This is a genomic window from Bifidobacterium sp. JNUCC 75, from assembly GCF_054819865.1.
The window spans coordinates 1,814,198-1,840,045 of the sequence record NZ_JBTHIF010000001.1 but is presented as its reverse complement, the minus strand read 5'-3'; the positions used below and the strand labels follow the sequence as shown (position 1 = coordinate 1,840,045).

The following is a 25,848-nucleotide window of genomic DNA, read 5'->3' as shown; positions in this document are numbered from 1 at the left end:
GAGGTAGCAATGGATATCGAATTTGGCATCAAGAATGTGGCCCGCACGGTCAACTTCAGCACCAACGCCAAGGCGGACGAGGTGGCGGCCCACATCGCCCGGGCCCTGAACGAGGGCGGACCCATCGATCTGGTGGACGACAAGGGTCGGCACATCATCGTCCCCAAGGAGTCCTTGGGCTACGCAGTGGTCGGTTCCGACACCACCCATCCTGTGGGCTTCGGTGTCCTGGGAGGCTCCTCCGACTGAGGTTGTGCTCGCCTGACGGGGGCGACCGTATCCTTCTGGTCCGGCCGCCCTCGATCTGTATTCGCTAACCCTCCCAGGCCACCGGACAACTTCCTTTGGCCCTGTCCACGATTTGGGCCACCACCTGGCCACTGGTGCTGTTCTCCCCCATGCGATTGGGCTTGCCTTGTCCATGCCAGTCCGATCCTCCAGTCACCAGAAGCCCCCAGCGCTGGGCCAGAGCCAGCAGTCGTCGACGCTGCTCGGGCGGATTGTCCCGGTGCCAGACCTCCAGGCCTCCCAGCCCCTCCCTAGCCAATGCAGCAATCTGCTGGTCGGAGAGCAGAACAGGATTGCGGCTGACAGCACCGGGGTGAGCAATGACCAAGACACCGCCTGCATGGTTTACAGCTGCCAGCACCTGGTGGGTGGTCGGCGAAGGCGTAGGCAGGTAGTAAGGGCTGCCGGAGGAGCAAACCCCGGCGAAGGCCTGGCTCCGGTCGGCATATACACCGGCTTTGACCAGGGCATCGGCGATGTGCGGACGGCCCACCGTGGTCTTTGATCCCTCCTTGACCTGGTCCAGCACATCCTGCCACGTGATCGGATAATCCCGCGAAATCCGTTCGACCATAGTCCTGGTTCTGGTCAGCCTGGCTTCCCTGGTCTTGGCGAAGAGCCCGGCTATGACCGGATCCTCAGGATCGTAAAGATAGGCCAGCATGTGAACCGATACGCGGCCATCCTGCGCGGTGATTTCGGTGCCAGGCAGCAGGGGCATCCCCAAGTCGTGGGCCGCCTTACGAGCCTGATCCCAGCCCGCATTGGTGTCATGGTCGGTGATGGCCAGACCTTCCAGACCCAGCTGCTGCGCCTGCTCAACCATCCCCCTGGGCGTCACCGTGCCGTCGGAGAACACGGTGTGGCAGTGCAGATCCCAGCCGGAGGCCTTAGCAGTATCCTCATGCGTCATGCCTCCATCCTAAACTCGTGAACGATTCAGTGTCCCAGAGAACCTTCCCGACCATTAAGGTGATGGACTCCATGAGCGAACCGACCTCTTCAACATCACTGCAACAAGGTGCCAGATCCTTCTTCAGCTATCTGATTGCCGCCTTGGCCTCGCTCGCAACCCTCTATGCCAGCCTGGTCCTGTCAGCGGAAACCCTGCAATTGGCACGGCACCCCCAGGGCCAGCTCAGCTGTGACATCAACTCTGTGGTCTCCTGCTCTGCCGTGGCCCAGTCCCCCCAGGCCGAACTGATTCGCCTGGGCACCCTGCCGGTCCCCAATGCCTTTCTAGGATTGATGGCCGAATCTGTCTTCCTGACGCTGGCCGTAGTAGGCCTCTGCCGGATCAAGATGCCGGCGCTGCTGGCGGCAGGAACATGGTTCGCCTCGCTTGCCGCCCTGGCCTATGCACTCTGGCTGTTCACCCAGTCGCTCTTCGTCATCCACGCCCTCTGCCCCTGGTGCCTGGTCATGACCTTCGCCACCAGCTTGCAGTTCATGGCTTTCAGTCACGCCACGGTCGTCCAGCAGGGTCTGCCGCGCAAGAGGCCAAAATGGCTGCAGACCTACTACCAGCGGCACTTCGATCTGATGGTCGACCTGATTTGGCTGGTCGCCCTGGCAACCATTGTTCTGGCCGTGGAAGGATCCGCCCTCTTCGGCTGATCAGCAACCGGGAATATACTCCAGGGTCAGACGGGCCACCATTCTGGCCGGTCCTGTCAGCCACACATCCTTCGGATCCACGTCCACCTTCAGACTGCCTCCACCTACCTGAATGGTCCAGTGATCGACCCCGGTCAAAGCTCGAAGCAGCACTCCGCTGGCGCACAAACCGGTCCCGCAGGACAAGGTCTCGCCTACGCCACGCTCATAGACCCTCATGCTGGCCCGACCGTTGCCATCGTCGGGATTCAAGGCATCCAGACGCAGGAATTCCACATTCTGTCCCTCAGCCAGCCCGGGCCTGACCCGCGGGGGAGCCGACAGGTCCAGATCGCCCAGGTCAGGCAGATCAGCTCTGGACAGCAGGTCGGTCACGGTCCCAGGCAGTCCCTCGGTCTCCAATTCGGCAGCGGCTGAGGCCAGAACGACTGCATGGGGATTGCCCATATCCACCAAGGTGCCAGGAGCCGAGCCTCTTAGGACCTCGCCGTCGACCAGCTGTTGCCCCACCGGGCCCATCCGCCAAGTTCCGACCTTGACCTTGAAGACATGCTCGCCATTGCACTTCATCGGACTGCGCGAGACAATCCGCTTGACCCCGGCCCGGGTCCCCAGCAGAAAAGATGATCCCTCCATGGTCGGCGTCAGCCCCTGCTTCTGGGCGAAGAGGGTGACGGCCCGCGTCCCGTTGCCGCACATCTGTGCCAAGGAACCGTCCGCATTGCGATAGTCCATGAACCATTGGCAGCCGAAACGGTCACAGGCATCCACCTGCTCCTGGTCCAGGTCACTGACATCGGCCGGGTGGGTCAGCCGAATCACCCCGTCGGCGCCAACCCCGAAATGCCGGTCACACAGCCATCGCACCTGGTCGGCTGTAGGTTCCAGATCCCCCCGTGGATCGGCGTAGACCACGAAATCGTTGCCGGTGGCTTGCATTTTGTAAACAGTCCGGGGAATACTCATGCTTGTAGCGTACGGCCCTTCGGCGACAGGCTAGGCTGGTTCTTCGGCTGCGAAAGGAGCGGATCATATGGCATCAGATGCACCGATCGGGATCTTCGACTCCGGGCTCGGCGGTCTGAGCGTCACCGCAGCCATCCAGAAGCTTCTGCCCCAAGAGAATCTGCTCTACTTCGGCGATTCCGCCTACGCCCCCTACGGCACCAAGGAGCCGGCCCAGATTGCCCGGCGCTGCCAGATCATCGGCGACCGATTCATGGATCAGGGTGTCAAAGCCATGGTCATCGCCTGCAACACCGCCACCAGTGTCTGTGTGGATGAGATGCGCCAGCGCTACCCGGTTCCTGTTATCGGCATGGAGCCGGCCCTGAAGCTGGCTTGCACCCGAGGCGGAGGCCGACCCCAACGGGTTCTGGTCACGGCAACCCCGCTGACCTTGAAGGAGGCCAAGTTCTCGCGCCTGATGGCTCGGTTCTCCGGCAGACACACCATTCTCACCCAGCCCTGCCCAGACCTGGTGACCATTGTGGAGTCTGACAGGTTGAGCGACCAGGTCCTGGTCGACGCCACCCTGCACCGTTACTTGAATCCCTATGATCTGCAGACCCTGGATGCCTTGGTCCTTGGCTGCACCCACTTCGTTTTCTTCCGCCAGTCCATCGCCCGCATCTGCCCGCCGAGCCTGGCACTGATCGACGGCAACCCTGGAACGGCCCGCCACCTCAAGGATCTGCTGGCCCAAGACGATGCCCTCAACCCGGGCCCTGGTCCCGGCAAAGTACAGATTGCGAACTCTGATTCCTCACCGGCCATGCTGGATCTGTCCAAGCGGCTGCTGGCCTCCTGCAGCCCCTGAACGGCTTGTCCAACGTTCACGCATAAGCTGTCATCAAGCTCGGATATCTGTCAGGAATCGAGGTGCTTATGGCACGCAAAAGAACAGCCGTCATTGACGTAGGCGGCGGCTACCGGTCCATCTTCGGCGCCGGCGTCTTCGACCGCTGCATGGAGCAGGGCATTACCTTCGATCACTGCTACGGGGTCTCGGCCGGCAGTGCCAATCTTGCCTCCTTCCTGTCGGGCCAGCTCAGACGCTGCTACCGTTTCTACACCGTTTACTCCTCCCGCAAGGAGTATGCGAGCGTGAGCAACTTCCTGACCAAGCACACCTTCGTCGATCTGGACTACGTCTACGGCAAACTGTCGGCCCACGATGGGGAATGCCCGCTGGATTACCAAGCTCTGAAGGCCAACCCGGCCCTGTTCACCGTAGTGGCCTGCAAGGCCACTGACGGATCCACCGTCTACTTTGACAAGTCCGACCTGACCCAGGACAACTATGACATCCTCAAGGCCTCGTCCACTGTGCCGGTGGCCAACAAGCCCTACATAATCGATGGAGTGCCCTATCTGGACGGCGGCATCGCCGACCCGGTCCCGATCCGCAAGGCCATGGACGAGGGCTATGAACGCATCGTTCTGGTTCTGACCCGCCAGAGGGATATTCTGCGCGAGCAGAAGAAGGATGTCCTGCCGGCCCGGATCCTGTCGAGGACCTATCCAGCGGCCGGCGAGCGCCTGATGGAGCGCTACTGCACCTACAATGACGAGGTCGCCTTGGCCAAGCAGGCCGAAAAGGAGGGCCAGGTGCTCATCCTGGCCCCGGACAGCCTGTGCGGGCTGACCACACTGAGCAAGTCGCTCAAGGGACTCAACGCCATGTACGACAAGGGCTATCGGGCCGCCGAGACCATAGCTGACTTCCTGGAAAGCTGAACCCCGTCCCCGCACGACTCTCCATACGGGGTTTTCCTTTTTCCCGTTTTGGTCGAACTCTTTTACCAACCTTACAGTATCGGCGCCCCGGTCTCGCTCTCTGTGCCTGCGCTCCTGCGACCGTGGCGGGGATCCGCACTCCCCTGGCTGCTCTGGGCAGTCATCAGCGCTGCGGTCATCTGGTTGAAGAGCTCGTTGTAGCCGCCGGGGGTCGCCGCAGGCAGAACCAGAGTCTTGGCATTGTCGGACTCGGCCAGCGAACGCATCACATCCAGATATTGGTTGAAGAGCACCACATTGTTTACGGCGTCGATATCCATACCCACGGCCCGCAGGCTGTTGATCTGATCCACAATGCCGTTGGCGATCTCCCGCCGATAATTGGCCTGACCCTCGCCCTGCATCCTGGTCTTTTCGGCATCCGCCCTGGCCTGGGTCTCGATCTCGATCCGACGGGCCTCGGCACGCTCCCTGGTGGCCTCCTTCTCACGCTGGGCCGCATTGATGGAGTCCATGGCCTGCTTGACCTGGGTGGACGGATCGATGGCGGTGACCAAGGTCTTGATGACCGAAAATCCGAAACGCTGCATCTCCTGGCCCACGGTCTGCTGAACGTCGGAGGCGATGTCATCCTTGCGGGCGAAGGCATCATCCAGGCTCAGCGCGGGAATGGCTGACCTGAGAGCATCCTCCATGTAGGAGCGCAGCTGGCCCGCCGGATCGACCAGCTCGTAGTATGCCGTAGCCACGTTGGCCGCCTCCACACGGAACTGTGCGGAGACCTCCACGGTGACGAAGACATTGTCTTTGGTCTTGGTCTCCAGCTTGACGTTCAGCTGGTTGACCCGCAGGTTGGTTTTGGCAGCTATCCGGTCCACCAAGGGGATCTTGGCATGGATGCCTGCCAGCACCACACGGTGGTACTTGCCGAAGCGCTCAATGACGTCTGCCTGCTGCTGGGGAACCACGAAAATCCCCAGGAGGAAGATGATCAGCGCCAGAACCAGCACGGCGATCACAATGGCGATGCCTAGATGCATAAGTGTTCTCCTTCGAGCTTAAAACCCTTGTATGTCGGACCTGAAAACCGCACCATTCCGGCCTTTCCTCCCATCACCATACATGATGGGCTCGTCTGAATAATCGGTTCGGGCGCTATAGCCGTAATAGACTCGGCTTAACAAGACTTCAACCCGAAAGGATGAACATGACAAAACTACGCGGCATCGACGCCGAAATCTTCCCCCTGGTCCTGGGCGGCAACACCTTTGGATGGACCAGCGACGAATCTGTGTCTGACCAGGTCCTGGATGCCTATACGGCAGCCGGAGGCAACCTGATCGATACAGCTGATGTCTACTCAGCCTGGGCCCCTGGCCACTCCGGCGGCGAATCCGAGATCGTCCTGGGCCGCTGGCTGGCCAAGAACGGCAACCGCAACAAGGTCCTGGTGGCTACCAAGGTCAGCCAGCACCCCCAGTACTCCGGTCTTTCGGCCAAGAATATCGAGGCCGCTGCCGATGCCTCCCTGCTCAGGCTGGGCCTGGATGTAATCGATCTTTACTACGCCCACTTCGACGACAGCTCCACCCCCTTGGAGGAGACCGCAGCAGCCTTTGACAAGCTGGTCAAGGAGGGCAAGGTCCGGGCCATCGGCCTGTCCAACTACACGCCGGACCGGATCCGCGAGTGGTTCAGCATTGCTCGTAAGGAAAGCCTGACCCTGCCGGTGGCCCTAGAGCCGCAATACAATCTGGTCTACCGCAAGGACTACGAGAATGGCCTTATGCCCGTTGCCAAGGACGAGAATCTGGCGGTCTTCCCTTACTTCTCACTGGCCTCGGGCTTCCTGACGGGCAAGTACCGGACCATGGACGACCTCAAGGGTAAGCAGCGTGAGGGCATGGTCAAGGACTTCTTCACCCAGGAGGGGCTGGATGTGGTCGCCGCCATGGACGGCATCGCCAAGGCCCACGGGGTCGAGCTGGCCACAGTAGCCCTGGCCTGGCTCAACCACAGGCCTGGGATTGCGGCCCCTATCGCCTCTGCGCGCACCCCTGAGCAGCTGCCGGCCCTCCTGGCCGCTGCCCATCTGGAACTGAGCGACGAGGATATGCAGACCCTGGACCAGGTCAGCGACAAGGTCAAGGGCTGATCTGCAAACTTCGCTGCCCGCTGCACGGCCAAGTGTGCCACAAGCGGACACCCAGCCAGGCAGGTCGAACGGAAAAGGGCTTCCATCTGATACAGGATGGAAGCCCTTTTGTACAGCTACGATCAGGCCTTGACCAAATCGACCTGCGGCTGATCCAGATCGCCGGCGTTGACGGTCAGGCTGGTGGCCAGGGTCTCTCGGGCGATCAGGTCACTGAACTGCTGGGCCTTGGGGGCATCCTCTCCGGGCAGGGTCAGGGTCAGCTGAATCCGGTCAGCGATGTCCAGCCCGGCGGTCTTCCGAGCATCCTGAACCTGGCGAATCAGATCCCTGGCGTAGCCCTCGGCCAAGAGGTCGTCGTCCAGCTGGGTGTCGAGGATGACGAAGCCTCCGGTGGGCAGGGCTGCGGAGGCCGACCGGTCGGCTTGGGAGCCGTCCTCCTGCTCGATCCGGTTGTCCAGCTCGTATTCACCTGGCTCCAGAGACACCGGTCCGTCTGGGGTAGTGACGACCACATGGCCGTCCTGCTCTGACCAGCTGCCCTGCTTGGAGGCCCGGATGACGAACTGGACCTGCTTGCCTAGTCGGGGTCCGGCCGCACGGGCATTGACCTTGAGATCGTGGATGATTCGCAGGCCATGCTGGCCGGCCTGGTCCAGGGTGCAGAACTCCACATCCTTGATGTTGAGCTCGGACTTGAGCACGTCCACATAGGAGCGGGCCGCATCGGGGTCACGAACCACCACGGTCAACCGAGATAGGGGCTGGCGGACGCGGATCTGCTCGGCCTTGCGCAGGGCCAGGGTGGCCGAAACCACCTCGCGGACCTTCTCCATGGCGGTTACCAGGGCAGGATCGTCGCGCAGGACCTGTCCCAGCTGGGTCTCCTGCCCGGTGGCCTCGTCGGCCAGGAAGGGCCAGTCGGCCAGATGTACCGACTCACCGCCGGTCAGCCCTCGCCAGATCTGCTCGGCTTCCATGGGCGCCAGCGGGGCCAGAACACGGGCAAAGGCCTCCAGGACTGTGTAGAGGGTGTCGAAAGCCTGGTGATCCTCGCTCCAGAAGCGGTCGCGGTTGTTGCGGATGTACCAATTGGTCAGCACATCGATGAAGTCAGTCACCGCATCGCAGGCTTCCGAGATGGCGAAGTCGTCCAAGGCCTTCTGCACCGACTGGATCAGCCGACGGGTCCGTGCCAGCAGGAAGCGATCCATCTCCGGCAGGTCGGCCACACAGTCCGGTGTCAGCGCCTGGGCCTGGTAGCCGGCTCCCTTGTTTGCCGCGTTGGCGTAGAGCGTGTAGAAGTAGTAAGAGCTCCAGACCGGCAGCATGACCTGACGGACCGTGTCGCGTATGCCATCGGCGGTCACGACCAGGTTGCCCCCGCGCAGGATGGAAGAGCTCATCAGGAACCAGCGCATGGCATCGGATCCGTACTTGTCGAAGACCTCGTTCACATCCGGGTAGTTGCGCAGGTGCTTGCTCATCTTTTGGCCGTCGGAGCCCAGAACGATGCCGTGGCAAATCACGTTCTTGAAGGCCGGCCGGTCGAAGAGGGCCGTGGACATGATGTGCATGGTGTAGAACCAACCGCGGGTCTGACCGATGTACTCCACCACAAAATCGCAGGGATCCCTGTCTTCGAAATACTGCTTGTTTTCGAAGGGGTAGTGGAACTGGGCGAAGGGCATGGAGCCTGACTCGAACCAGCAATCCAGCACATCGGTGATTCTGTGCATGGTGGACTTGCCGGTCGGGTCGTCGGGGTTGGGCCTGGTCAGCTGGTCGATCCAGGGCCGATGCATGTTGATCTGCCCCTTATCATCGGTCGGGTAACGGCCGAAGTCCTGCTTGAGCTCATCCAGGGACCCATAGACATCCACCCGAGGGTACTTGGGATCGTCCGAGACCCAGACCGGTATGGGCGAGCCCCAGAACCTGTTGCGGGAGATGGACCAGTCGCGGGCGTTGACCAACCATTTGCCGAACTGGCCGTCCTTGACATTCTCGGGGATCCAGTTGATCTGCTGGTTGAGTTCCAGCAGGCGGTCCTTGATCTTGGTCACGGAGACGAACCAGCTGGAGACCGGCTTGTAAATCAGCGGGGTGCCGCAACGCCAGCAGTGTGGGTAGGAGTGGACGTAGCTCTTCTCCTGGAAGAGGATGGCCCTATGCTCGGCTGGGATCTGTGCCAGGGGGCCGTCGCCTGCACGCAGGTTGCGCACGATGGGCATGTTGGCATCGAAGGCCTGCATGCCCTGGTAATCGGGGCACTGCTCGGTGAAGACGGCGCCTGCATCGAGGACGTCAACGCTGCGGATTCCCTTGGCATTCAGGGTGTTCATATCGTCTTCGCCATAGGGAGCCTGGTGGACCAGGCCGGTGCCCTCCACAGTGTCGACGTAGTCGGCCGTGTAAATGGTATAGGCATTGGGACCGGGAGTGCCGCCCTCGGATTCGGCCTGCTCTCCGGCGAAGTAGGGGAAGACCGGCCAGTACCGCCAGCCCTCCATCTGGGACCCCTTGAGGGTGCGGACCACCTGGTAGTCCTCCCCCAGCTGCTTGGCGTAGTCGCCCAGACGGGCCGTGGCGATATAGAACCGCTTGCCGGCGAAGGGTCCCGACACCGGGCTGACCTCCGAGTACTCGATGTCTGCGCCGACCACGATGGCCAGGTTGGTGGGGACGGTCCAAGGGGTTGTGGTCCAGAAAACCGCATAGGCATCCTCGTCCCTGAGCTTGACGGCCACGGAAACGGTGGTGTCCTGCCGGTCCTGATAGACATCGGCATCCATGCGCAACTCATGGTTGGACAGCGGGGTCTGGTCCTTCCAGCAGTAGGGCAGCACCCGGTAGCCTTCGTAGGCCAGGCCCTTCTCATAGAGGGTCTTGAAGGCCCACATGACCGACTCCATGTAGGAGACATCCAGGGTCTTGTAGCCGTGGTCGAAGTCCACCCAGCGGGCCTGACGATGCACGTAGTCCTTCCACTCGCTGGTGTACTTGAGTACTGAAGCGCGGCAGGCGTCATTGAACTTTTCAATGCCCATCTGCTCGATCTGATCCACGCTGTCGATGCCGAGCTCGCGCTGGGCCTCCAGCTCGGCGGGCAGGCCGTGGGTGTCCCAACCGAAGACCCTGTTGACTTTGTGGCCCTTCATGGTCTGGTAGCGGGGAATGACATCCTTGACGTAGCCGGTCAGCAGGTGCCCGTAGTGGGGCAGACCGTTGGCGAATGGCGGGCCGTCGAAGAAGACGAACTCGTTGTCAGCATGATCACCCGACGGACGACGATCCACCGACTTGTTGAAGGTGTCGTCCTGATCCCAATAGTCCAGGACGGACTCTTCCATGTGAGGAAAGGAGGGATTGGGCGTCACCTTGGACAGAGCCGGGTCCACCACCGCCTTGGGATAGACTTCGCCGTCCCGATTTGTCGCATCTGAGGTATCAGTGGTCTGATTCACCGTTCACACTCCTCGCTGGTCGTTCATGTCGCCATGTCGAGGACGAGGGACCCATGGGGCCCACCGCGGTACCACCTCGCTTGCCCGGCCAATGACCCGCGCCGGACCGCTTGAACTGGGCTGTGCGGGCCCACCCGTCGGTTCTACTGAGGACCGCCGCATGCGATCCCGTTCTTCCGAGGGCTCCCCGCTGATAACGGATCAAGGCCCACTATGAATGGATAGTATCATCGCCTAAGGAAAGAGGGGAATCCGGTTCACCTGGCGAACAATCCTGAGGTGGACCCGTTTTAATGCGTCGCTGACTGGACCCACTCACCCCCCACTCTTCCCCTGTCCCGGTGTCCGGTTCGCCATCCTGGCCAACCATCCGGTTTTCCAACGCTGCCGCTACGATCTCGTGCATGGCGAAGGAGAGGGTCCGGACCATGTCAATCTGCCCCTCCTCCCCCTCATCCATCAACCATTGGAGCTGGAGGCCGTCCATAAGAGCCAATATGGACGAAGAGGCCATCAGTGCAAGATCCCGATCCATTGCCTTTCCCCGGTCGCTGCCCAGCTCCACTATCCACTCGGCCACCTCTTGACGGAGACTGGCATACCGCTCTCTGAAGAAAGGATGGCCGGGATTCCCCTCCGTGATGGATTCCGAAGAGAGGGTGATGAAGGAGCGGGCGATCTCGGGATTGCGGGCATGGTCGACGATGGTCTGCAAGAGGTGATCGAAACCAGCACTACCTCCGGGCATCTTCCTGTCAGGGAGGTCGGCCACTTCGACCTGATCGTTGTATCTGAGGACCTCGATCAGGAGCTTGCGCTTTGAACCGAAATGGTGGAGGATGCCGGCCCGAGTCATCCCCACCTTGTCGGCAATCTCCTCAAGGGTACCCTTGGCAGCTCCCTTCCGGCCGAAAACATCAAGGGCAGCCTTCAATATTTCTTCCCGCTTGTGCAGAGTCTCGGGACGGTGGCGGGTGTGATCACCACCATCGCTCAGCTCATCCGTCTTCTTCACCTTGCGGATCATGCCAGCTTCTCCTTCCCCTTCATCGCCTGCCGGGGCCAGGCCGGTCTCCACCATCAAGACCATCATCCCCCGTGGACCGCTCACTGCCTCGACCTTTTGCCTGGTCCGGACGGGTTCGGACCGGCAGGACCCCGCAAGCTCGACGAAAAAGCCAGGCCTGGAGGAAGGCCAGGAGGGAGCCGGCAAAAAGGAGCCATAGTGGCCAGAGTCTAGGCAGGAAGATAGGAAGCAGGCAGGTGAGGGCCAGAAGGAGGAACATTCCTCCACATTCCAGGACATGCCCGACCCCCACACCTAGCGAAGTCCTCAGGAGCTTTCCAAGAGAGGGGTTCTTGAGTCTCTGGTCCGACATAATGGAGGCTCCGGCTCCGCCAAGGTCGGAGGACAGACCCAGGGCCAGGAGGGGGAAGAGGGGCATGGCCGCCAGAAGAAGGAAGGCCACCAGGACCATGAAAGTAAGGAGGACCGGTTGAGACCCCCGCGTGAGATTTGCCAAAAGGAAGTAAGCCCCTACTAAGGCAGTTAGCACGGCCACGACCAGGAGCCAGACCTGGGTCGACCTGGCCAGGCGTGCCTTGAAAGCCTTCCAATAGCGGACACCCACCTTGACAGTTCCCTCCTCCTGCAGGGCGAAAACCACAGCGAAAAGGGCAGTCAGTCCGGCCCCAACCGTAACCAAGGGAAGGCAGGAGACGAGAAAAAGAAGGTTCAACTTGAGGAGCTGCCAGCCCTTATCCAGGCAACGGTAAAGGGGACCGTCCAGAGCGAAGATCCTGCTCATAGGCCCTCCCCTGGGCCCGGTCCGCAGACAGGGGTCACAGCCATCACGGTCCAGGGGGTCGGTTCCGCCTCCTGACCCCGGCGGCCGAGGACGAAACGGACCCCAATTCTGATCTTCCTCCGGCGTCTGTTGTAAAGGACAGCCACCTGGCTTCCGCCGGTGTTCCCAAAGGGAAAATCGGACAGGTCGTCGGCCTGTTCCATACTGATCCTTCTGGCGACTGGCCTGATGAATCGACTAAATCGGGCAAGACCGCAACAGCCCAGATTACTGGTGATCCTTCCTCTTCGGTCCTCTGTGACCAGGTCTCGACAGGTACTGGTACTGAATCCGGAGATGACCTGCCCGCCCTTCTCGTCCAGCGTGATATTCCACAGGACCAGGCAGCGGGACTTATGGCGCATGAACTCGATACCTACGGACATCAGGCGGGCCAAGGTCTGGTGAAGTCTGGGTATCCACTCTCCTTCCGAACCCTCCGTGACATAGGCCCCGTAAACAGACCTCGGCGCGCTGACCTTCGTCCGACTTTCGGGCCCGCTGTCATACCAGCAACAGGCAATTCTGTCTAGGGCCCCACCCGCCATGTCGATGAGGTCCAATGGGTGGTCTGTCCGGTACCAGTTGTGCTTATATCCTAGGATATTCGTTTGCGAACTGGCCCGGTCCAAACCCCGGCAGAGGTCCTTGCGGATACTGAAGGAGAAGTTTGTAAGGAACCTGCCCTCCCGGCCACCGTTGGGGTCGTCATAGGTGTCGGGGTAGTGGGAATAGTCATAGAACCAGATTGGGTTGTGCAGAAGAGACAGGCTGATTACCGGCGTCAAGTCGAAGAGGGTCCTCATGAGCCACCATCTGGTTCGAGAAGGCAGGTGGTAGCAAACTCGGTAGTCAGAGGGGTCGGTCGCCAGGATGACGCTCGGACGATCTTCGCCCATCTGTCGACAGCCCCGCCAATCAACGGCTCCCCTTCCAACTGGCCCAAGTTCTTCCTTCATGTGGCCTGCCCTGCTGTTGAGGAAAATCCTAATCGTCATTCCCTCAGCTCCTGGTCTGTGAACCCTTGAGCCTGTTCAGGTTGGCAGCGATCTTTGCATCTCGTATCTTATTGATTTCGTCAATCCTGTTCTCCTTTTGGAACTGGCCGTACTGCTCCACCAAATTTTTGAAGTCCTTTTCGGATCCGCTCCTGATCAGGGAGACCAGGATGGTCGACCATTTGGTCTCAATTGCCGAGAATGAACGAGCCTGGAGAGTGCCCTGGTCGGGGGCTATGTTCTCTATCTCGTACTGGGTGGTCAGCCAAGGCTGTCCGAAATTCTGGATCTGGCGGACCGCATCGGTAAAGGACTCTGGGTTGAGAGCCTTGTAGCGATCGTGGCCAAAGAGAACGAATTCGGCCATCCGGTATTCATTCTGCCACTTCTTACTGTCGGTCAACCTAACCTTGTTGGCTTCGGGTGTCCACCTGACAATCTTGCCCGGCCCCCTGGTGTAGGTCTTCCCTTCAAACCCGTAGTTGACCAACATCTGCCCATAGTCACTCAGGAGGTAGGTGAAAACCTGGATGGCCTTGGAGGGATTCCGGCAACCCTTACTGATGAAGTTTATGGTCCAGCCGCTCAGACCCGTATCGGTCAGTGTGGGCTTGCGCCCCTGAGTGCTGCGCAGACCGTCGATAGCCACATACTGGCTGTCGGGGTGGGCTGTAGCCCATGTCTGGAGCCAGAGGCCGTGGTTGACCACGCTGGCCATGAACATACTGGCATACTTGCCCGACTGTATCTTCTCATTGAAGGCATCCCCGTCATCAGCGAAGGAATCGTCGGATATCCCACCCTCAGCGTGCAAACGTCGGAAGGTGTCCAGCCAGGTCAGATAATCCTTATCCTCCCTCCGATCGTAAAAGCGGTGGCCAGCCTTGGTGGTCGGTACTCCCAGAGTATTCTGCAGGGTCACGTCCAGAGAGGAATTGGTCCCGTTGAACTCATTGAAGCCAAAGGGGATCAGGTCGGGGAACTTCTCCTTGATGGCCCTCATCCCAGCCAGAAAACCCTCCGGGGTGGTGAAATCCTGCTTTCCGATGGCAGCCAGCACATCCTTGCGGATGATGAAACCGCTTGAGGCATGCACGGTCCCGTCCCCGTAGTCCTTCTCCGTGTTGGAATAAGAAGGGTACCCGTAGGTTTTCCCATCGTCCTGACGGTACCAGTCCATGGTCTGTTTGGCCGCCACCTTGTGGAAGTATGGGTCGTACTTGTCGGCCAGGTCATCAAGGGGGTATGCCCAGTTCTTGGCTGCCTTGACCACCCGGGAGTTGGCATCCAGGACGGTGATCAGGTCCGGCAGGTCACCGCCGGCGAAATAGGTATTGAGTTTGCTGTCATCTCCTGTGACGAACTCGATGTCCACATTCAGGTCCTTTTTGATCTGACGGGTGACCATGTCCTTCCCAAAGGACTTGTTCCACCAATCGGCGTTGACATACCACAGGAGTTTGTTGTCCTTACGTCCGTCAATCTGCCAGGCCGGCTTGTCGGGCGAAAGCTTGTAGGCCGGGGCTGGCAATTGGGCCACCGTGTGCGATGTGTAGCTGTTGTCGATCCCGCAGGCCGCAAGACCACCCAAGACCGCCGGGATCATCACCACCGCGCAGAGGGACTTCAACCTTCTGCACACAATCGTTTTCTTACGCATGAATGCTCCTTAGCTCTTCTCGATCCGTGACGACCAGTCAGCCCTTGACCGCACCGGCCATGGAACCGCTGATGAAATACCGCTGAACGAAGGGGTAAAGCACCAGTATGGGCAGAACCGTGATGATGATGGTCGACAGCCTGACCCCGCGCGAGGTCGTATCCAGGACTAGATGACCCATGTTGGCGTTCTGTGTGGCCGCTTGGGATTGGACGATTATGTCGTACAGGCGCATCTGAAGCGGGTAGAGGGCTTCATTATTGACATAGAGCTTGGTGGTCATGAAATCGTTCCATTGGGCCACCCCGTGGAAGAGACCGATGGTGGCGACCCCAGGCATCGACAAGGGAAGAACCACCGACCGGAAGACCCTCCATTCACTCGCACCGTCGATTCGGGCCGACTCCATCAGGGAGTCAGGAATCTGTCGGAAGAAGTTCATCAGAATGATGATGTCGTAATAGCTGAAAAGAGCCGGGATTATGTATACCCAGAAGGTGTTGAGCAGCCCCAGGGACTTGATCAGGAGGAAGGTGGGGATCATCCCACCGGAGAAGAACATGGTCACGATCCCCATGGCTGAGTAGAGCTTACGCCCTGCCAGGTAGGCCTTGCTCATCGGGTAGGCGAAGAGGGCGCAGAAGAGGGTGTGGCATACCACCCCCACACCCGTCTTGGCCACGGAAATGAACAGGGCGTTCCACATGGTCTTGTCCTCCAGAACGTAGGTGTAGTTGTCCAGGGAAAACTCCTTGGGCCAGAAGGCCACCCCCTTCCCCAGGGCCTTGGAGGAGGAAAACGACGAGATGACGATGTTCCACACTGGTACGACAATCAGAAGAGTGAAAACCACCAGAAGGGCGCAGTTGACGATGGTAAAGGTGACCGAGCTGTGGCGGATCCTCCGGCTTGGAGCGACAGAAGCAGCATCTTGTTTGACTTTGGACATGGTTCCTCCTCAGAGCACCGACTGGTTGTCGTTGAGTCTTTTGCTCAACAGGTTGGTGGCCACCAGGAGGATGACCGATATGACTGAAACCCCCAGGCCGACGGCTGTGGCATAGGAGAAGTCGCCCTGTGTCAGACCCATTCTGTAGACGTATGAGTTGATAACCTCCGCCTTGGGCTGGTTCTGAGAGTTCATCAGGACCAGGGTCTGGTCCAGGTTGGAATTGAAGAGAGCCGATACGGAGAGGATCAGATTGAGGGTGACCATCCCGCTGATTTCAGGCAAGGTGATGTGCCATATACGCTGGATCTTGGATGCCCCGTCCATCTCCGCCGCCTCATAAAGGGAAGGGTCGATGTTGGACATGACTGCCAGGTAGAGGATGGTACCCCACCCGGCCTCTTTCCACACGTCTGACAAGGAGGCTATCCCCCAATATTTGCCCGCATCCAGAAGGTAGTTCGTATTGGCCTGGAAGCCAAAAATCTGAAGTATCTGGTTGAGCAGACCGTTGGATGAGAGCCAGCTGATCATCATGCCTCCCAGAATGATCCAGGAGAAGAAGTGGGGCAGGTAGGTCAGGGTCTGCACGATTTTCTTGAAGGGCCCCCAGGGAACCTCGTAAATCATGACGGCCAGGATGATGGGCAGAATGAAGCCCAGTATCAATTTAATTGAACTGATGCCCAGGGTGTTCCAGACGGAATCCCAGAAGTATTTGTCCGACAAAATAATCCGGAAGTTGTCCAGGCCCACCCAGGGGGAGTCACCGATGGTATCGACGACGGTGTAGTTCTTGAAGGCCAGCACCAGACCATATATTGGAATGAAGTTGAAGACCACCATGAAGAGGATGCCTGGAGCGATCATGACCTGCAACTGCCACTGACGCCTGAAGCGGGAAAACCAGTGGCTTATAAGCCCCCCCCCCGCGATGGGATTGTTGGATGTACGGATTCCACTTGCAACCTTGCTCCTTTCGCCTCGCCCGTCCCTCAACATTGAGCGGCGATGTAGATAGCGAACCGCTCCTGCGCGGCGGGCCATCCCATACGAATCAGATTGGATTTCCACTTACAAGATTTATCTTACTCATGAGTAAGTAATTAGTCAAAGAGAATCGATTTATAATGCAGCCGCCTCGAGATGGCGTAACGATAGGGACGATCTGGCCCCGAAGGAAGTGCCGGGGAATCACCTCCGGTAAGCCCTTCGGGGCCGGATTGCTGTGATGGGACCAATTGTGCCCCTTGGCCTTAGGCGGACTGGACCCCGGCCACACTGAACCGGACCGCTTGGAGGTCGTCCTCATTGGAGGAGTGGCCGATCAGGAGATCGAACTCCCCATCCTCGACGACCCGGTGGGCCGAAGAGTCGACGATGGAACAGGCGGAGACCGGAATGTCCAATTCGACCTGGGCGGTCTGACCGGGTTCCAAGCTGACCCTCTTATAGGCCTTGAGCTCTCGGTCTGCCCAGGTGACCGATGTAACAAGATCCCTCACATAAGCCTGGACCACCTCCACACCGGGTCGGCCGCCGGTGTTCGTCAATGGGATACTGGCGTGGATAACTTGGTCGTGGGCAAAGGGGCCGGGACCCCCCTTGATCGAGGGGCGTCCATATTCAAAGGTCGTGTACGACAGGCCTTCGCCGAAAACGAAGGCGGGATCCTGGGTCAAGTCGGCGTACCGGTTGCCATGCTGACCACGAATCTGATTGTAGTAGACCGGTAGCTGGCCCACGTGCCGGGGCATGGAGATGGGCAGGCGACCCGAGGGTTCGGTCAGGCCCAGGATTATCTCAGCTATGGCCCTTCCACCCTCCATACCGGGGCTAGGTGCCCAGATTAGAGCGTTAGCAAGGTCGGCCTCGGCCGGAAGGACCAGGGGCTTGGAACTCATTAGAATTAGGCAAAGGGGCTTGTCCTCCTGGCTGCAGACATCGACAAGGGCTCGGATCAGGTCAGCCTGCCCACCCATAAGTTCGAGGGTAGCCGTCGACCGCCCCTCCCCCGTCAGTTGGACCAGGTCACCGACGACGGCGATGACCGCATCAGACCGCCTGGCCGTCTGGACGGCTTGACCCAGCTGGTCCTGATCGGTGGGAGCCGACTGGGCGATTTTGGGTCTGGGTTGGCCATCCTGGAAGGTCGGGCCAGCAGGATCGTCCACCATGGTGATGATATCCGCCCCTTGGGCGTAGTCCACTTGCCAACCCTCAGGAAGGAGGGAGGTCAGACCGTCACGAACCGTAACGATCATCTCCCTGGGTTGACCCTGGCGCATCCAGGGCACCTGGCCTGAAGCCCCGGACCAGTCTCCCAACTGGGACTGGGCATCATCGGCCAGAGGTCCCACCACGGCCAGTCTGTGGACACCCTCCTCCTGTCGCGGTACCGTTTCGGCCTTCAGAGGGAGAGAACCGTCGTTGCGCAGAAGAACAACCGACTCACGTGTCAGTTCCAAGTTGGTGCGTTTGTGCTCCTGGGAACCTATGATCGTCCGGATTCTCTCCCGGTCGGGCAGACGGGGATTCTCGAATAGTCCCAGCCGGAACTTAACGGCCAGAATCCTGCCCACGGCCTGATCCAGCTGGTCCTCCTCCAGAATGCCGGAACGGACGGCCTCCAAGGCCCCTTCGTAAAACTGGGGGGTGGTCATCATCAGATCGTTGCCGGCCTTGACAGCATCGGCTGCCGCATGAGTGTAGTCGGGTTCTATATGTTGCTCCCACACGGTGCGGCCCACGTTGTCCCAGTCTGTCACCAGCATCCCCCGGTAGCCCCACTGCCCCCTAAGGACCTCATCCAGGAGCCAGTGGTTCAGAGTGACCGGAGTGCCGTCAATGGCTTCATAACCCAGCATAAATGATCCGCAGCCCTCCCTGGCGACCCGCTCGAACGGGGGTAGGAACCACGACATGAGCTTGCGGTGGGAAAGGTCGGCCTCACTGGCATCCCTGCCCCCCTGGGTCTCCGAATAACCCGCGAAATGCTTGGCGCAGGCCATGATAGCGTCCTCGGGGAGGGGCTCTCCGGCCTTGGCTCCCCCCTGGTAACCCTTGACCATGGCCGAGGCCAAGTCCCCGATCAGGAGGGGGTCCTCCCCAAAGGTCTCATCCACCCGGCCCCAACGAGTGTCCCTGCTGATGCAGAGGACCGGCGAGAAGGTCCAATGGACCCCGGTCGCTGACACCTCCTCGGCCGTGACCCTGGCCGCCTGACGGACCCGTTCGGGGTCCCATGAGGTCGCCATGCCCAGCTGGCTGGGGAAGATGGTGGCCCCAGGCCAGAAGGAGTACCCATGTATGCAGTCGTCGCCTACTATCAGGGGAATCCCCAGCCGGGTCTCCTGGACGGCCATAGTCAGTGCCCCGGGCAGATCATCGGGGCTGGTGTGGAGGATGGATCCGACATGTCTGCGCAGTATGAAATCCGGCAACAACTCCTTCCTTCCCTCCAGCTGCATCATCTGGCCCACTTTCTCCTCCAGTGTCATCCTGGACAGGAGATCCTGGGTCCTTTCCCCCTCGGGCAGGGTCGAATCCTGGTACGGCATACCCCTGATCGGACGTTGATCTTCGGTTTTCATCTCTGCCATTCTTGTTCCTTCTCGAGCCTCATCTTGATCCATATCTCTGTCTCTGCATTGATCGATCGGTCTGGCATCGAACCATCCGGCCGCCGATCTCCCCGTGTCCATTGACTGGATAACAGCGGCCCGAATATGGGTTTCGGACTCACTGAACCCCGGTCTGGCGCGCGTATTCATCTAAGAGGAAGGAGGTCATCCTCGTACCTCCTTCGCCAACCAGGACGGAAAATGAATTAATCGGCATTCCAGCCAGGAAGGAAGCGGGAGAATCATCCGCGTCATCCAACTTAGGCAGACGGCCGGCCTCCCCCTCGGCTTTCATCTTCTGGACGATGGGCCCGCCGACCGGATCATCCTCCCATTCGCGCAGGGTGGACCATTCGTTCAGGGGAAGCCGCTTGCCGTCACCGGGCAGGTCCAGGTCCACCTGTGCGCTTATGTCGCGGCTGGAGGAGCCCACCTGGATTCCATAGGTCCCTTTCTCCACATGCCAGTCGCCATATGCCTCCGACCAGTATGCAAAGGCCCGGGAATCCAAGTCGATGACAACTTCAGCGCTCTGCCCTGCCTTCAGGAAAACCCTCCTAAACCCCTTGAGTTCATGGACCGGGCGTGAGACCCGATGCGAGCGCGGAGCCACATAGACCTGAACCACTTGGGCGCCGTCCACGTCTGATAGGTTGCTCACCCGTGCCGTCACACGCACTCCTCCCCTTCCGTCAGGAAGGGCGCGGATATCGTCAATCTTGAATTCGGAGTAACTCAGACCAAAGCCGAAGGGGTAGGCCACCTCCTTGTGGAAGGTGTCATAGTAGCGATAGCCCACATAGATGCCCTCACCGTAGTCCACATGGCCTTCCTCACCAGGCCAGTTGACCATCGAGGGGTCGTCATAGAGGTCCATGGGGATGGTCTGAGACAGCTTGCCCGACGGAGAGACATCCCCGTATATTACGTCAGCCAGGGCCTGCCCGCCGTTCTGACCCAGGAGCCAGGCCTCGATAATCCCTCTGGCCTGGTCCCTCCAGGGGGTCAGAGAGACCACGGATCCGTTGGAGAGTATGACTGCAACGTTGGAGTTGACGCTGGAGATGGCCTCTAGGAGCTCGATTTGTTTGGCGGGGATGTCCAGGGTTTTCCTGTCGAATCCCTCAGACTCGGCCTCCTCGGGGAGTCCCATGAAGAGAAGAACCTTATCGGCCTTGGAAGCGGCCTGGAGTGCCTGGTTCGTCAGGCTCTGGTCCTGTTCAGCCTCATCAAGGGTGAACCCTGGGACGAAGTCAACGACCTGTCCCCTGTCTGCCGCGGCATCCAGGAAGCTGGTGATCCTGGTCGGGGTGATGTGGGAGGATCCGCCACCCTGATAGCGGGGGGTGCGGGCGAACTCGCCGATCACAGCCACGGATTCTCCCTGCTTGACCGGAAGAATACCCCCCTCATTCTTGAGAAGGACCATGGATTCCAGGGCTGCCTGACGCGCTACCTGATTGTGGGCCTCCACGTTGTATTTATAGCCCTGGGTCTGCATGGCCGGACGGGTCTTGTTGACCAGGTCAATCATCCCCTGAGCCATCCGGTTCAGTTGGTTTTCGGACAAGCGGCCATCCTGTACCGCTTTGACGACCTGGTCATCGGTGAAGCTGGGTGGCATCTCCAGGTTCAGGCCAGCATTGAGGGATGCCACCCGATCATGGTCGGCCCCCCAGTCGCTCATTACGATTCCCCTGAACCCCCACTCGTCCCGCAGAACCTTGGTGAGAAGCCAGCTGTCCTGGGCGGCATGGACCCCATTGACACGATTGTAGGCGCACATGACCGTCCAAGGCTGGGCGGCCTTGACGATGTGTTCAAAGGCCGGTAGATATATCTCACGTAGGGCACGCTGACCCACCCTGGCCGACACGTGCATTCGGTTGGTCTCCTGGTTGTTGACGGCGAAGTGCTTCAGCGAGGTTCCCACCCCCTTGGACTGGACGCCGGTGACGATTCCCACTGCCTCGTGGCCAGCCAAATAGGGGTCTTCCGACCAGAATTCGAAGCAACGGCCACCAAGGGGATTGCGTTTGATGTTCACGCCGGGGCCCAGGATAACCGCCACCTTTTCTTGGATACACTCCTCGGCCATGGCCTGACCCACCCGGTCAACAAGGTCCGGGTCCCAAGAGCTGGCCATTCCCGCAGCTGGTGGGAAGCAGGTGGCGGGGACCGATTGGTTCACATCCACATTGCCTGTAGAACTGTCGGCCTTGCGCAAGCCATGGGGACCGTCGGTGATCATGTACCCGGGAATCCCCTTGCCTTCCACCGACTGCAGATGCCAGGCATCCTGCCCCGATGTCAAACTGGCCTTCTCCTCAAGGGTCAAATCTTTGACTGTGGGATATTCTGTGTTACTCATACTCTCCGCTCCATGCTTCCTTGCCTGTTACGTTCCTTTTCGCATACACACTCGGTGTATCTCTCAGCCAGTCGTACAGGTCCGTACTCTGCCCAAGGCCCTTCCGGAGCCCGTCCCGGAAAGCCAAACCAGGGTTAAGAGGGCCAATCTGACGAATCTCACGGCACTGACCAATTGGTAGGTAGATTAGCATTTTCATAGGGTCGACACACCACCAACGCATGGCTTCACAGGTAACCAGATGGTTGGTAACCTTCCTATAACTGAGTTCCTGACCGGGTGGTTTGGACTGAACTAGTTAGTGGGGGCGGAAAGAGACTGCGATGGCGGACAGGGACAGCGGCAAAAGAGCAGATGATAGGTTGCCCCGCCGACGCGGGCGCGCCAGCAGGCAAGCCATCATCGAGGCTGCAGTCGCATCCTTCGGCATGAGGGGATATTACGGGACCACCCTGCAGGGTATAGCCGACCGGGTCCACATGACCAAGGCCGGGGTCCTCCATCATGTAGGCAGCAAGGACGGCCTCCTGCACCTAGTAATGAACGAGATATACGACTCCGAGACGGACCGGGTGCTGGACCGCCTCATCAGGAGCAAGGACCAACCCCTCCTGGCCGAAATGTGGCGGCAGGTGGTCGCCATCAACGCCGGTCGCCCAGCTCTGGTCCACATGTTCTCGACCCTGAGCGCCGAGGCCCTTGATCCACACCACCCAGCTCATGCCTATTTCGAGGACCGCGAGCGCGGCAGCATTGACACTGCCATGAATATTCGCTGGGCCCTGCCGGAGGGCATAAGTCTGCGTCCATTACTCCAAGCCGGATACAGCATGATGGACGGAATCCAGCTGCGCTGGTTGCGCACCCCCGGTCAGGACCTTAATCAGCTCTGGGCCGCCTGTGAGGAGGTCATCTTCCCCCTGCCCACCTGGAGCGGCTATCGCTGAGAGACAGAATCCCATTCCATATCGCCACAGTCGTCCTGGGGCATGAACCCGGCAGAACCAGACCACCCACCTTAGACCTGGAAGACATCAGGGTGTACCGGGTCGCCGGGCAGGTTGTCCAGGCTGTCTTCCACACCAAGCAGGTTTCCCCACTCATCCAGCGATCGTCCGTAGGGCCTGGCCTGGGATCCCCTAGCCTGGAGGTCGGCCTTGGCTGAGAAAACGTCAGCTTCCTCCAGCTGAGAACAGAAAGCCGTCAACCGCTCAAACTGGGCTTGGTCGTAGAAAGTGTTCCCGACCACTCCGGTCAGACGAATCGCTCGGGCTATGGGCAAAGAGTCCCAATGCCTAAGTTCCACGATCTTCTTCAAACGGACGTCATTGAAGTGGGTGGATAGGATGTGACCCACCTCGTAGTCGTTTAGGCGGCGGTCCGGGTAAACATCCGCAGCGTTGTCCTTGAAGGCCACGCGGCAAAGACCTTCGTGTCCCAACCCGGCCGCTTCGGGCGTATGTGTCAAATCCACGTACATGAGCGGGGTCGACAGGACATCCACCGCATAATCCTCCCAGCCAAAGTCAGGATCGAAGAGGCCTGGGGACAGGTTGGTTCTCTGGAAGTCGGTGAAATCCCAGATTCTCTGACGTAGGAGGGGATAGGGGTTGGGTCCGCCCTCGAACCAAGGTGAATTCCTGAAGAACCATGAGATAACTGGTCCCAGTGCGGTTCCCACCCTGAGCTTGGCCACGGCATCGGCCTCATCCCGATAGTCGATGCTTACCTGCGTGGAGGCCGAGCACCTCATCATACAGAGGCCATACTGACCCACTCGACCTAGGTAGTCGGTCATGGCTGCATAGCGGTCCTTGGGAACCACGCTGATATCGGCATAGCTCGACCGTGGCTGATAGCCGTAGTTAACCAGGCGGAATCCCATTCTGGAGGCAATCGGGTCAAGTTCCTGACGGAAGGACTGGTAGAGATCAACCAACTCACCCAGGGTTCCACAGGGCCCTATGGATGATTCGACCTGACTCCCCGGTTCCAGGGAGACCTTCATCAGCGGTCTGCCCAGACCCAGAAGGTGGCCATTCTCCCAATACTCCTCTTCGTGCCTGTAGTAGGGGCGCAAATCCTTCAGAAGGTTCTCCACGCCGTCCCGGCCATAATAACCGGCAGCCTTGTCGTCCCCTCTGCGCACAGGCAGATGCTCTATTTCGACACCATAGCGGAATTCGCTGTCAGGTTTGCACCCGGATTCGAAGTAGTCGACCAGGCTGTCCACATGTTTTGGGTTCACCTTCGCACCCAGGTGAGCGTACGAAACTCTATGCCTCATCATCACCACTCTAGTCTACGCAGAAGGGTCGCGAATCCCGGATTGGACAGGCCTCAAATTCTGTCATCCGTCTAGCTTATAATTCCCGCTTTCTTACATGGTGGTCAGAGAGTCCTTGCCAGCCAGACGGGGACGGCATGGGTGGGTGTACCCACGATGACCTGGTTGCCGAGGCGCCTTTCGGCATCCAGTACTCGGCCCACATGGCTGAAATCGAATACACCGAGCTAAGACTCCAAGGTTCCCGAAGTGGATTCGGGAATACGCATGGTTGTGATACCGACGGACTTCATCATGGACATGTCCTTGTCCACCCGCTCATAAACCATATATTCATCGTAGTAGGAGCATCCGAAGATGAGCCTGTCCGGAAGGCGCCTGTTACCTTGGAAAGCTGGGTGGTCCGTGGTCCGAACCACGTGGTCTGGCATGATGAACTCCGATCTTAATTCACGAGATTCAATTCATAGGACGAAGGTGTTGAAAGATCGTGGCTCCAGGGTCACTTGGAAACCTTGGCTCCTTTCGCTATCCCCTCCGGGTCCAGAGAAGGAGAAGGGCATGGCGCGGTCCAGGGCGTTCTGGGCCACGACAACGACCGATCCATCAGGATTTTCGAAGGCTGTGGCCATGGAGCTGAAATGGCCGCGAGTATCCAGCAGGCGAGCGCCAGGGCGCACATAGTGCGAGTAGTGGCGCATGACGTAGTACTCGGGATTCCGCCTGACCTGACCAGTGGCCGTGTCGACGGAGAAGAGGGAGTTCTGCCGCCATCCCCAGGTGGATATGCCCTGGCCCAGGACCATGTTCCAGTAGGTGTAGCAGGTGGCTCCGGCCCGAAGGTACCGGTTGACCAGCGAGAAGACGTATTCAGCGTACTCCCAGGTGTTGCCGCCCATGCCGCATTCGGACTCGGTCTGCTCCAGCTCGATCTCAGGCCAGGACTGGCGGGTGCGCTCGATGACATGCTGGCCGGCCCACTGGTAACCGATGCCGGCGATGTACCTACGGCAGTCCTCATCGAAAAGGATGTTGTCCACATACCGGTTGTAGTTCTCCAGGATCATGCCTTCGGGACCGAATTTCATATCCTCGGGACCATTCAGAGTTCCTAAGAAGATGGCCGTGTCCGGCGCCTCCTTGGCGAAGAGGGGACCCAGATAGTCGCGGATGAAGATGCGCATGTCCTCGCTGGACCAGAGGCAGGAGGGGAACTTCTGATCCGCGAAAACCTCATTCTGCACATGAAGCTGGTCGATGTGAATGCCGCGGCGGTCATACTCGCGCACATATTCCAGAAGATAGCGAGCATATGCAGTGAGATTGCGCTCGCTCATGTCGATTCGCCCGAAATTGTAGACCTTGGGCCGTTTCATCCAGGTGGGCGGACTCCAGGGGCTGGCGAACAGTCCCATGTTCGGCTGATACTTCTGGGCCTGTCGGATGTATGGAATCAGGGTCTGCTCGTCGTGGTCGACGCTGAAATGCTCCAGGTCGTAGTCGCCGTCGGTCTCGTCGTAGCTGTACCAGCTCGCGGCGAAGTCGTTGGCGCCGACCGGGGTCCTGTTGAAGGTCAGATTCAGCTCATCAGGGCTGAAGAGCTCACGGATGACCCCCTCACGTTTCTCCTCCCCCAACTCCTGCAAGGGCAGCCACCCCAGCTCATTGAAGCAGCCGCCAAACCCTCGTAGGGCCTGCAACTTGTCGCCGGTGCATTCCAGATCGGGCGATGACTCCAGAGTCGAAAGTGCCAGAGGATGTTCCTGCATGGCTTGCTGGCGAGTGGTTGCTATCCAGATTAGCCCTGCCTTCTTGTTCATGAATGTTCTGCTCCTTTGCATAGCGTT

Annotated in this window: 20 protein-coding genes and 1 pseudogene; 6 read left to right on the top strand and 15 right to left on the bottom strand. The window is 59.6% G+C overall.

Annotated features, from left to right (window positions below; translation table 11 throughout):
• Positions 1-9 precede the first annotated feature (9 nt).
• Positions 10-249 carry a DUF3107 domain-containing protein gene (locus ACVWNW_RS07290; protein WP_046322632.1) on the top strand — a complete coding sequence of 80 codons (240 nt, stop codon included), beginning with the start codon at positions 10-12 and terminating at the stop codon, positions 247-249.
• 64 nt (positions 250-313) lie between these two features.
• Here the strand turns inward: ACVWNW_RS07290 and ACVWNW_RS07285 are convergent, their stop codons facing one another.
• On the bottom strand, positions 314-1,201 hold the full coding sequence (locus tag ACVWNW_RS07285) for a PHP domain-containing protein (RefSeq protein WP_144176766.1): 888 nt from the start codon (positions 1,199-1,201) through the stop codon (positions 314-316).
• A gap of 71 nt (positions 1,202-1,272) precedes the next feature.
• Here ACVWNW_RS07285 and ACVWNW_RS07280 point away from each other — a divergent pair, with 71 nt between their 5' ends.
• Entirely contained in the window at positions 1,273-1,905 is a 633-nt protein-coding gene (locus ACVWNW_RS07280; protein WP_454481996.1) for a vitamin K epoxide reductase family protein, read from the top strand.
• Here ACVWNW_RS07280 and dapF read toward each other — a convergent pair whose 3' ends face one another.
• The gene (dapF, locus tag ACVWNW_RS07275) at positions 1,906-2,871 is read right to left on the bottom strand and encodes a diaminopimelate epimerase (RefSeq protein WP_454481994.1); all 966 of its coding nucleotides are present in this window, start codon (positions 2,869-2,871) and stop codon (positions 1,906-1,908) included. It lies immediately after the preceding gene.
• A gap of 67 nt (positions 2,872-2,938) precedes the next feature.
• Here dapF and murI point away from each other — a divergent pair, with 67 nt between their 5' ends.
• Together murI and ACVWNW_RS07265 are read left to right on the top strand one after the other, a co-directional pair.
• Complete coding sequence (gene murI, locus ACVWNW_RS07270; protein WP_454481992.1) at positions 2,939-3,724, top strand: glutamate racemase; 786 nt, start codon at positions 2,939-2,941, stop codon at positions 3,722-3,724.
• A gap of 68 nt (positions 3,725-3,792) precedes the next feature.
• Complete coding sequence (locus ACVWNW_RS07265) at positions 3,793-4,644, top strand: patatin-like phospholipase family protein (RefSeq protein WP_454481990.1); 852 nt, start codon at positions 3,793-3,795, stop codon at positions 4,642-4,644.
• 71 nt (positions 4,645-4,715) lie between these two features.
• On the opposite strand, the gene ACVWNW_RS07260 is transcribed toward ACVWNW_RS07265, so the two are convergent.
• The gene (locus tag ACVWNW_RS07260; RefSeq protein ID WP_046322627.1) at positions 4,716-5,684 is read right to left on the bottom strand and encodes an SPFH domain-containing protein; all 969 of its coding nucleotides are present in this window, start codon (positions 5,682-5,684) and stop codon (positions 4,716-4,718) included.
• Between the two features lie 167 nt (positions 5,685-5,851).
• On the opposite strand from ACVWNW_RS07260, the gene ACVWNW_RS07255 reads away from it, so the two are divergent.
• Positions 5,852-6,799 carry an aldo/keto reductase gene (locus ACVWNW_RS07255; protein WP_454481988.1) on the top strand — a complete coding sequence of 316 codons (948 nt, stop codon included), beginning with the start codon at positions 5,852-5,854 and terminating at the stop codon, positions 6,797-6,799.
• 122 nt (positions 6,800-6,921) lie between these two features.
• Here the strand turns inward: ACVWNW_RS07255 and ileS are convergent, their stop codons facing one another.
• From ileS to ACVWNW_RS07210, 9 genes are all read right to left on the bottom strand, one after another.
• The gene (gene ileS / locus ACVWNW_RS07250; RefSeq protein ID WP_454481986.1) at positions 6,922-10,266 is read right to left on the bottom strand and encodes a mupirocin-resistant isoleucine--tRNA ligase; all 3,345 of its coding nucleotides are present in this window, start codon (positions 10,264-10,266) and stop codon (positions 6,922-6,924) included.
• 211 nt (positions 10,267-10,477) lie between these two features.
• Positions 10,478-11,377, bottom strand: a complete 900-nt coding sequence (locus tag ACVWNW_RS07245) for a TetR/AcrR family transcriptional regulator (RefSeq protein ID WP_461196353.1) — start codon at positions 11,375-11,377, stop codon at positions 10,478-10,480.
• Positions 11,313-12,074, bottom strand: a complete 762-nt coding sequence (locus ACVWNW_RS07240) for a DUF624 domain-containing protein (protein ID WP_454481982.1) — start codon at positions 12,072-12,074, stop codon at positions 11,313-11,315. The genes ACVWNW_RS07245 and ACVWNW_RS07240 overlap by 65 nt, the downstream gene beginning before the upstream one ends.
• Positions 12,071-13,072 (bottom strand): glycoside hydrolase, encoded by a 1,002-nt coding sequence (locus ACVWNW_RS07235; protein ID WP_461196352.1) that lies wholly within the window; start codon positions 13,070-13,072, stop codon positions 12,071-12,073. The genes ACVWNW_RS07240 and ACVWNW_RS07235 overlap by 4 nt, the downstream gene beginning before the upstream one ends.
• A 43-nt stretch (positions 13,073-13,115) precedes the next feature.
• Entirely contained in the window at positions 13,116-14,771 is a 1,656-nt protein-coding gene (locus ACVWNW_RS07230) for a type 2 periplasmic-binding domain-containing protein (RefSeq protein WP_454481978.1), read from the bottom strand.
• 37 nt (positions 14,772-14,808) lie between these two features.
• Positions 14,809-15,720 carry a carbohydrate ABC transporter permease gene (locus ACVWNW_RS07225; protein ID WP_454481976.1) on the bottom strand — a complete coding sequence of 304 codons (912 nt, stop codon included), beginning with the start codon at positions 15,718-15,720 and terminating at the stop codon, positions 14,809-14,811.
• Positions 15,721-15,729: 9 nt separating this feature from the next.
• Positions 15,730-16,590, bottom strand: a complete 861-nt coding sequence (locus ACVWNW_RS07220) for an ABC transporter permease (protein WP_110425597.1) — start codon at positions 16,588-16,590, stop codon at positions 15,730-15,732.
• A 386-nt stretch (positions 16,591-16,976) separates the two neighbouring features.
• Positions 16,977-19,313: a glycoside hydrolase family 3 N-terminal domain-containing protein gene (locus ACVWNW_RS07215; RefSeq protein ID WP_454483428.1), complete on the bottom strand. Its 2,337-nt coding sequence runs from the start codon at positions 19,311-19,313 to the stop codon at positions 16,977-16,979.
• A 148-nt stretch (positions 19,314-19,461) separates the two neighbouring features.
• On the bottom strand, positions 19,462-21,714 hold the full coding sequence (locus ACVWNW_RS07210) for an exo-alpha-(1->6)-L-arabinopyranosidase (protein ID WP_454481974.1): 2,253 nt from the start codon (positions 21,712-21,714) through the stop codon (positions 19,462-19,464).
• A 323-nt stretch (positions 21,715-22,037) separates the two neighbouring features.
• On the opposite strand from ACVWNW_RS07210, the gene ACVWNW_RS07205 reads away from it, so the two are divergent.
• Positions 22,038-22,661, top strand: a complete 624-nt coding sequence (locus ACVWNW_RS07205; RefSeq protein ID WP_454481972.1) for a TetR/AcrR family transcriptional regulator — start codon at positions 22,038-22,040, stop codon at positions 22,659-22,661.
• A gap of 71 nt (positions 22,662-22,732) precedes the next feature.
• On the opposite strand, the gene ACVWNW_RS07200 is transcribed toward ACVWNW_RS07205, so the two are convergent.
• The 3 genes and pseudogenes from ACVWNW_RS07200 to ACVWNW_RS07190 form a co-directional block, all read right to left on the bottom strand.
• On the bottom strand, positions 22,733-24,004 hold the full coding sequence (locus ACVWNW_RS07200; protein WP_454481970.1) for a glutamate-cysteine ligase family protein: 1,272 nt from the start codon (positions 24,002-24,004) through the stop codon (positions 22,733-22,735).
• 101 nt (positions 24,005-24,105) lie between these two features.
• Positions 24,106-24,213: pseudogene (locus ACVWNW_RS07195) on the bottom strand (hypothetical protein); the annotation flags it as partial.
• A 252-nt stretch (positions 24,214-24,465) separates the two neighbouring features.
• Positions 24,466-25,821: a glycoside hydrolase family 30 protein gene (locus ACVWNW_RS07190; protein WP_390895354.1), complete on the bottom strand. Its 1,356-nt coding sequence runs from the start codon at positions 25,819-25,821 to the stop codon at positions 24,466-24,468.
• Positions 25,822-25,848 lie beyond the last annotated feature (27 nt).

Excerpts from the sequence above, each read along its gene's own strand:
- ACVWNW_RS07290 (WP_046322632.1), top strand. The coding sequence starts at position 10 with ATGGATATCGAATTTGGCATCAAGAATGTGGCCCGCACGGTCAACTTC.
- ACVWNW_RS07285 (WP_144176766.1), bottom strand. The coding sequence starts at position 1,201 with ATGACGCATGAGGATACTGCTAAGGCCTCCGGCTGGGATCTGCACTGC.
- ACVWNW_RS07280 (WP_454481996.1), top strand. The coding sequence starts at position 1,273 with ATGAGCGAACCGACCTCTTCAACATCACTGCAACAAGGTGCCAGATCC.
- dapF (WP_454481994.1), bottom strand. The coding sequence starts at position 2,871 with ATGAGTATTCCCCGGACTGTTTACAAAATGCAAGCCACCGGCAACGAT.
- murI (WP_454481992.1), top strand. The coding sequence starts at position 2,939 with ATGGCATCAGATGCACCGATCGGGATCTTCGACTCCGGGCTCGGCGGT.
- ACVWNW_RS07265 (WP_454481990.1), top strand. The coding sequence starts at position 3,793 with ATGGCACGCAAAAGAACAGCCGTCATTGACGTAGGCGGCGGCTACCGG.
- ACVWNW_RS07260 (WP_046322627.1), bottom strand. The coding sequence starts at position 5,684 with ATGCATCTAGGCATCGCCATTGTGATCGCCGTGCTGGTTCTGGCGCTG.
- ACVWNW_RS07255 (WP_454481988.1), top strand. The coding sequence starts at position 5,852 with ATGACAAAACTACGCGGCATCGACGCCGAAATCTTCCCCCTGGTCCTG.
- ACVWNW_RS07240 (WP_454481982.1), bottom strand. The coding sequence starts at position 12,074 with ATGAGCAGGATCTTCGCTCTGGACGGTCCCCTTTACCGTTGCCTGGAT.
- ACVWNW_RS07235 (WP_461196352.1), bottom strand. The coding sequence starts at position 13,072 with ATGAAGGAAGAACTTGGGCCAGTTGGAAGGGGAGCCGTTGATTGGCGG.
- ACVWNW_RS07230 (WP_454481978.1), bottom strand. The coding sequence starts at position 14,771 with ATGCGTAAGAAAACGATTGTGTGCAGAAGGTTGAAGTCCCTCTGCGCG.
- ACVWNW_RS07225 (WP_454481976.1), bottom strand. The coding sequence starts at position 15,720 with ATGTCCAAAGTCAAACAAGATGCTGCTTCTGTCGCTCCAAGCCGGAGG.
- ACVWNW_RS07220 (WP_110425597.1), bottom strand. The coding sequence starts at position 16,590 with ATGATCGCTCCAGGCATCCTCTTCATGGTGGTCTTCAACTTCATTCCA.
- ACVWNW_RS07215 (WP_454483428.1), bottom strand. The coding sequence starts at position 19,313 with ATGAAAACCGAAGATCAACGTCCGATCAGGGGTATGCCGTACCAGGAT.
- ACVWNW_RS07210 (WP_454481974.1), bottom strand. The coding sequence starts at position 21,714 with ATGAGTAACACAGAATATCCCACAGTCAAAGATTTGACCCTTGAGGAG.
- ACVWNW_RS07205 (WP_454481972.1), top strand. The coding sequence starts at position 22,038 with ATGGCGGACAGGGACAGCGGCAAAAGAGCAGATGATAGGTTGCCCCGC.
- ACVWNW_RS07200 (WP_454481970.1), bottom strand. The coding sequence starts at position 24,004 with ATGATGAGGCATAGAGTTTCGTACGCTCACCTGGGTGCGAAGGTGAAC.
- ACVWNW_RS07190 (WP_390895354.1), bottom strand. The coding sequence starts at position 25,821 with ATGAACAAGAAGGCAGGGCTAATCTGGATAGCAACCACTCGCCAGCAA.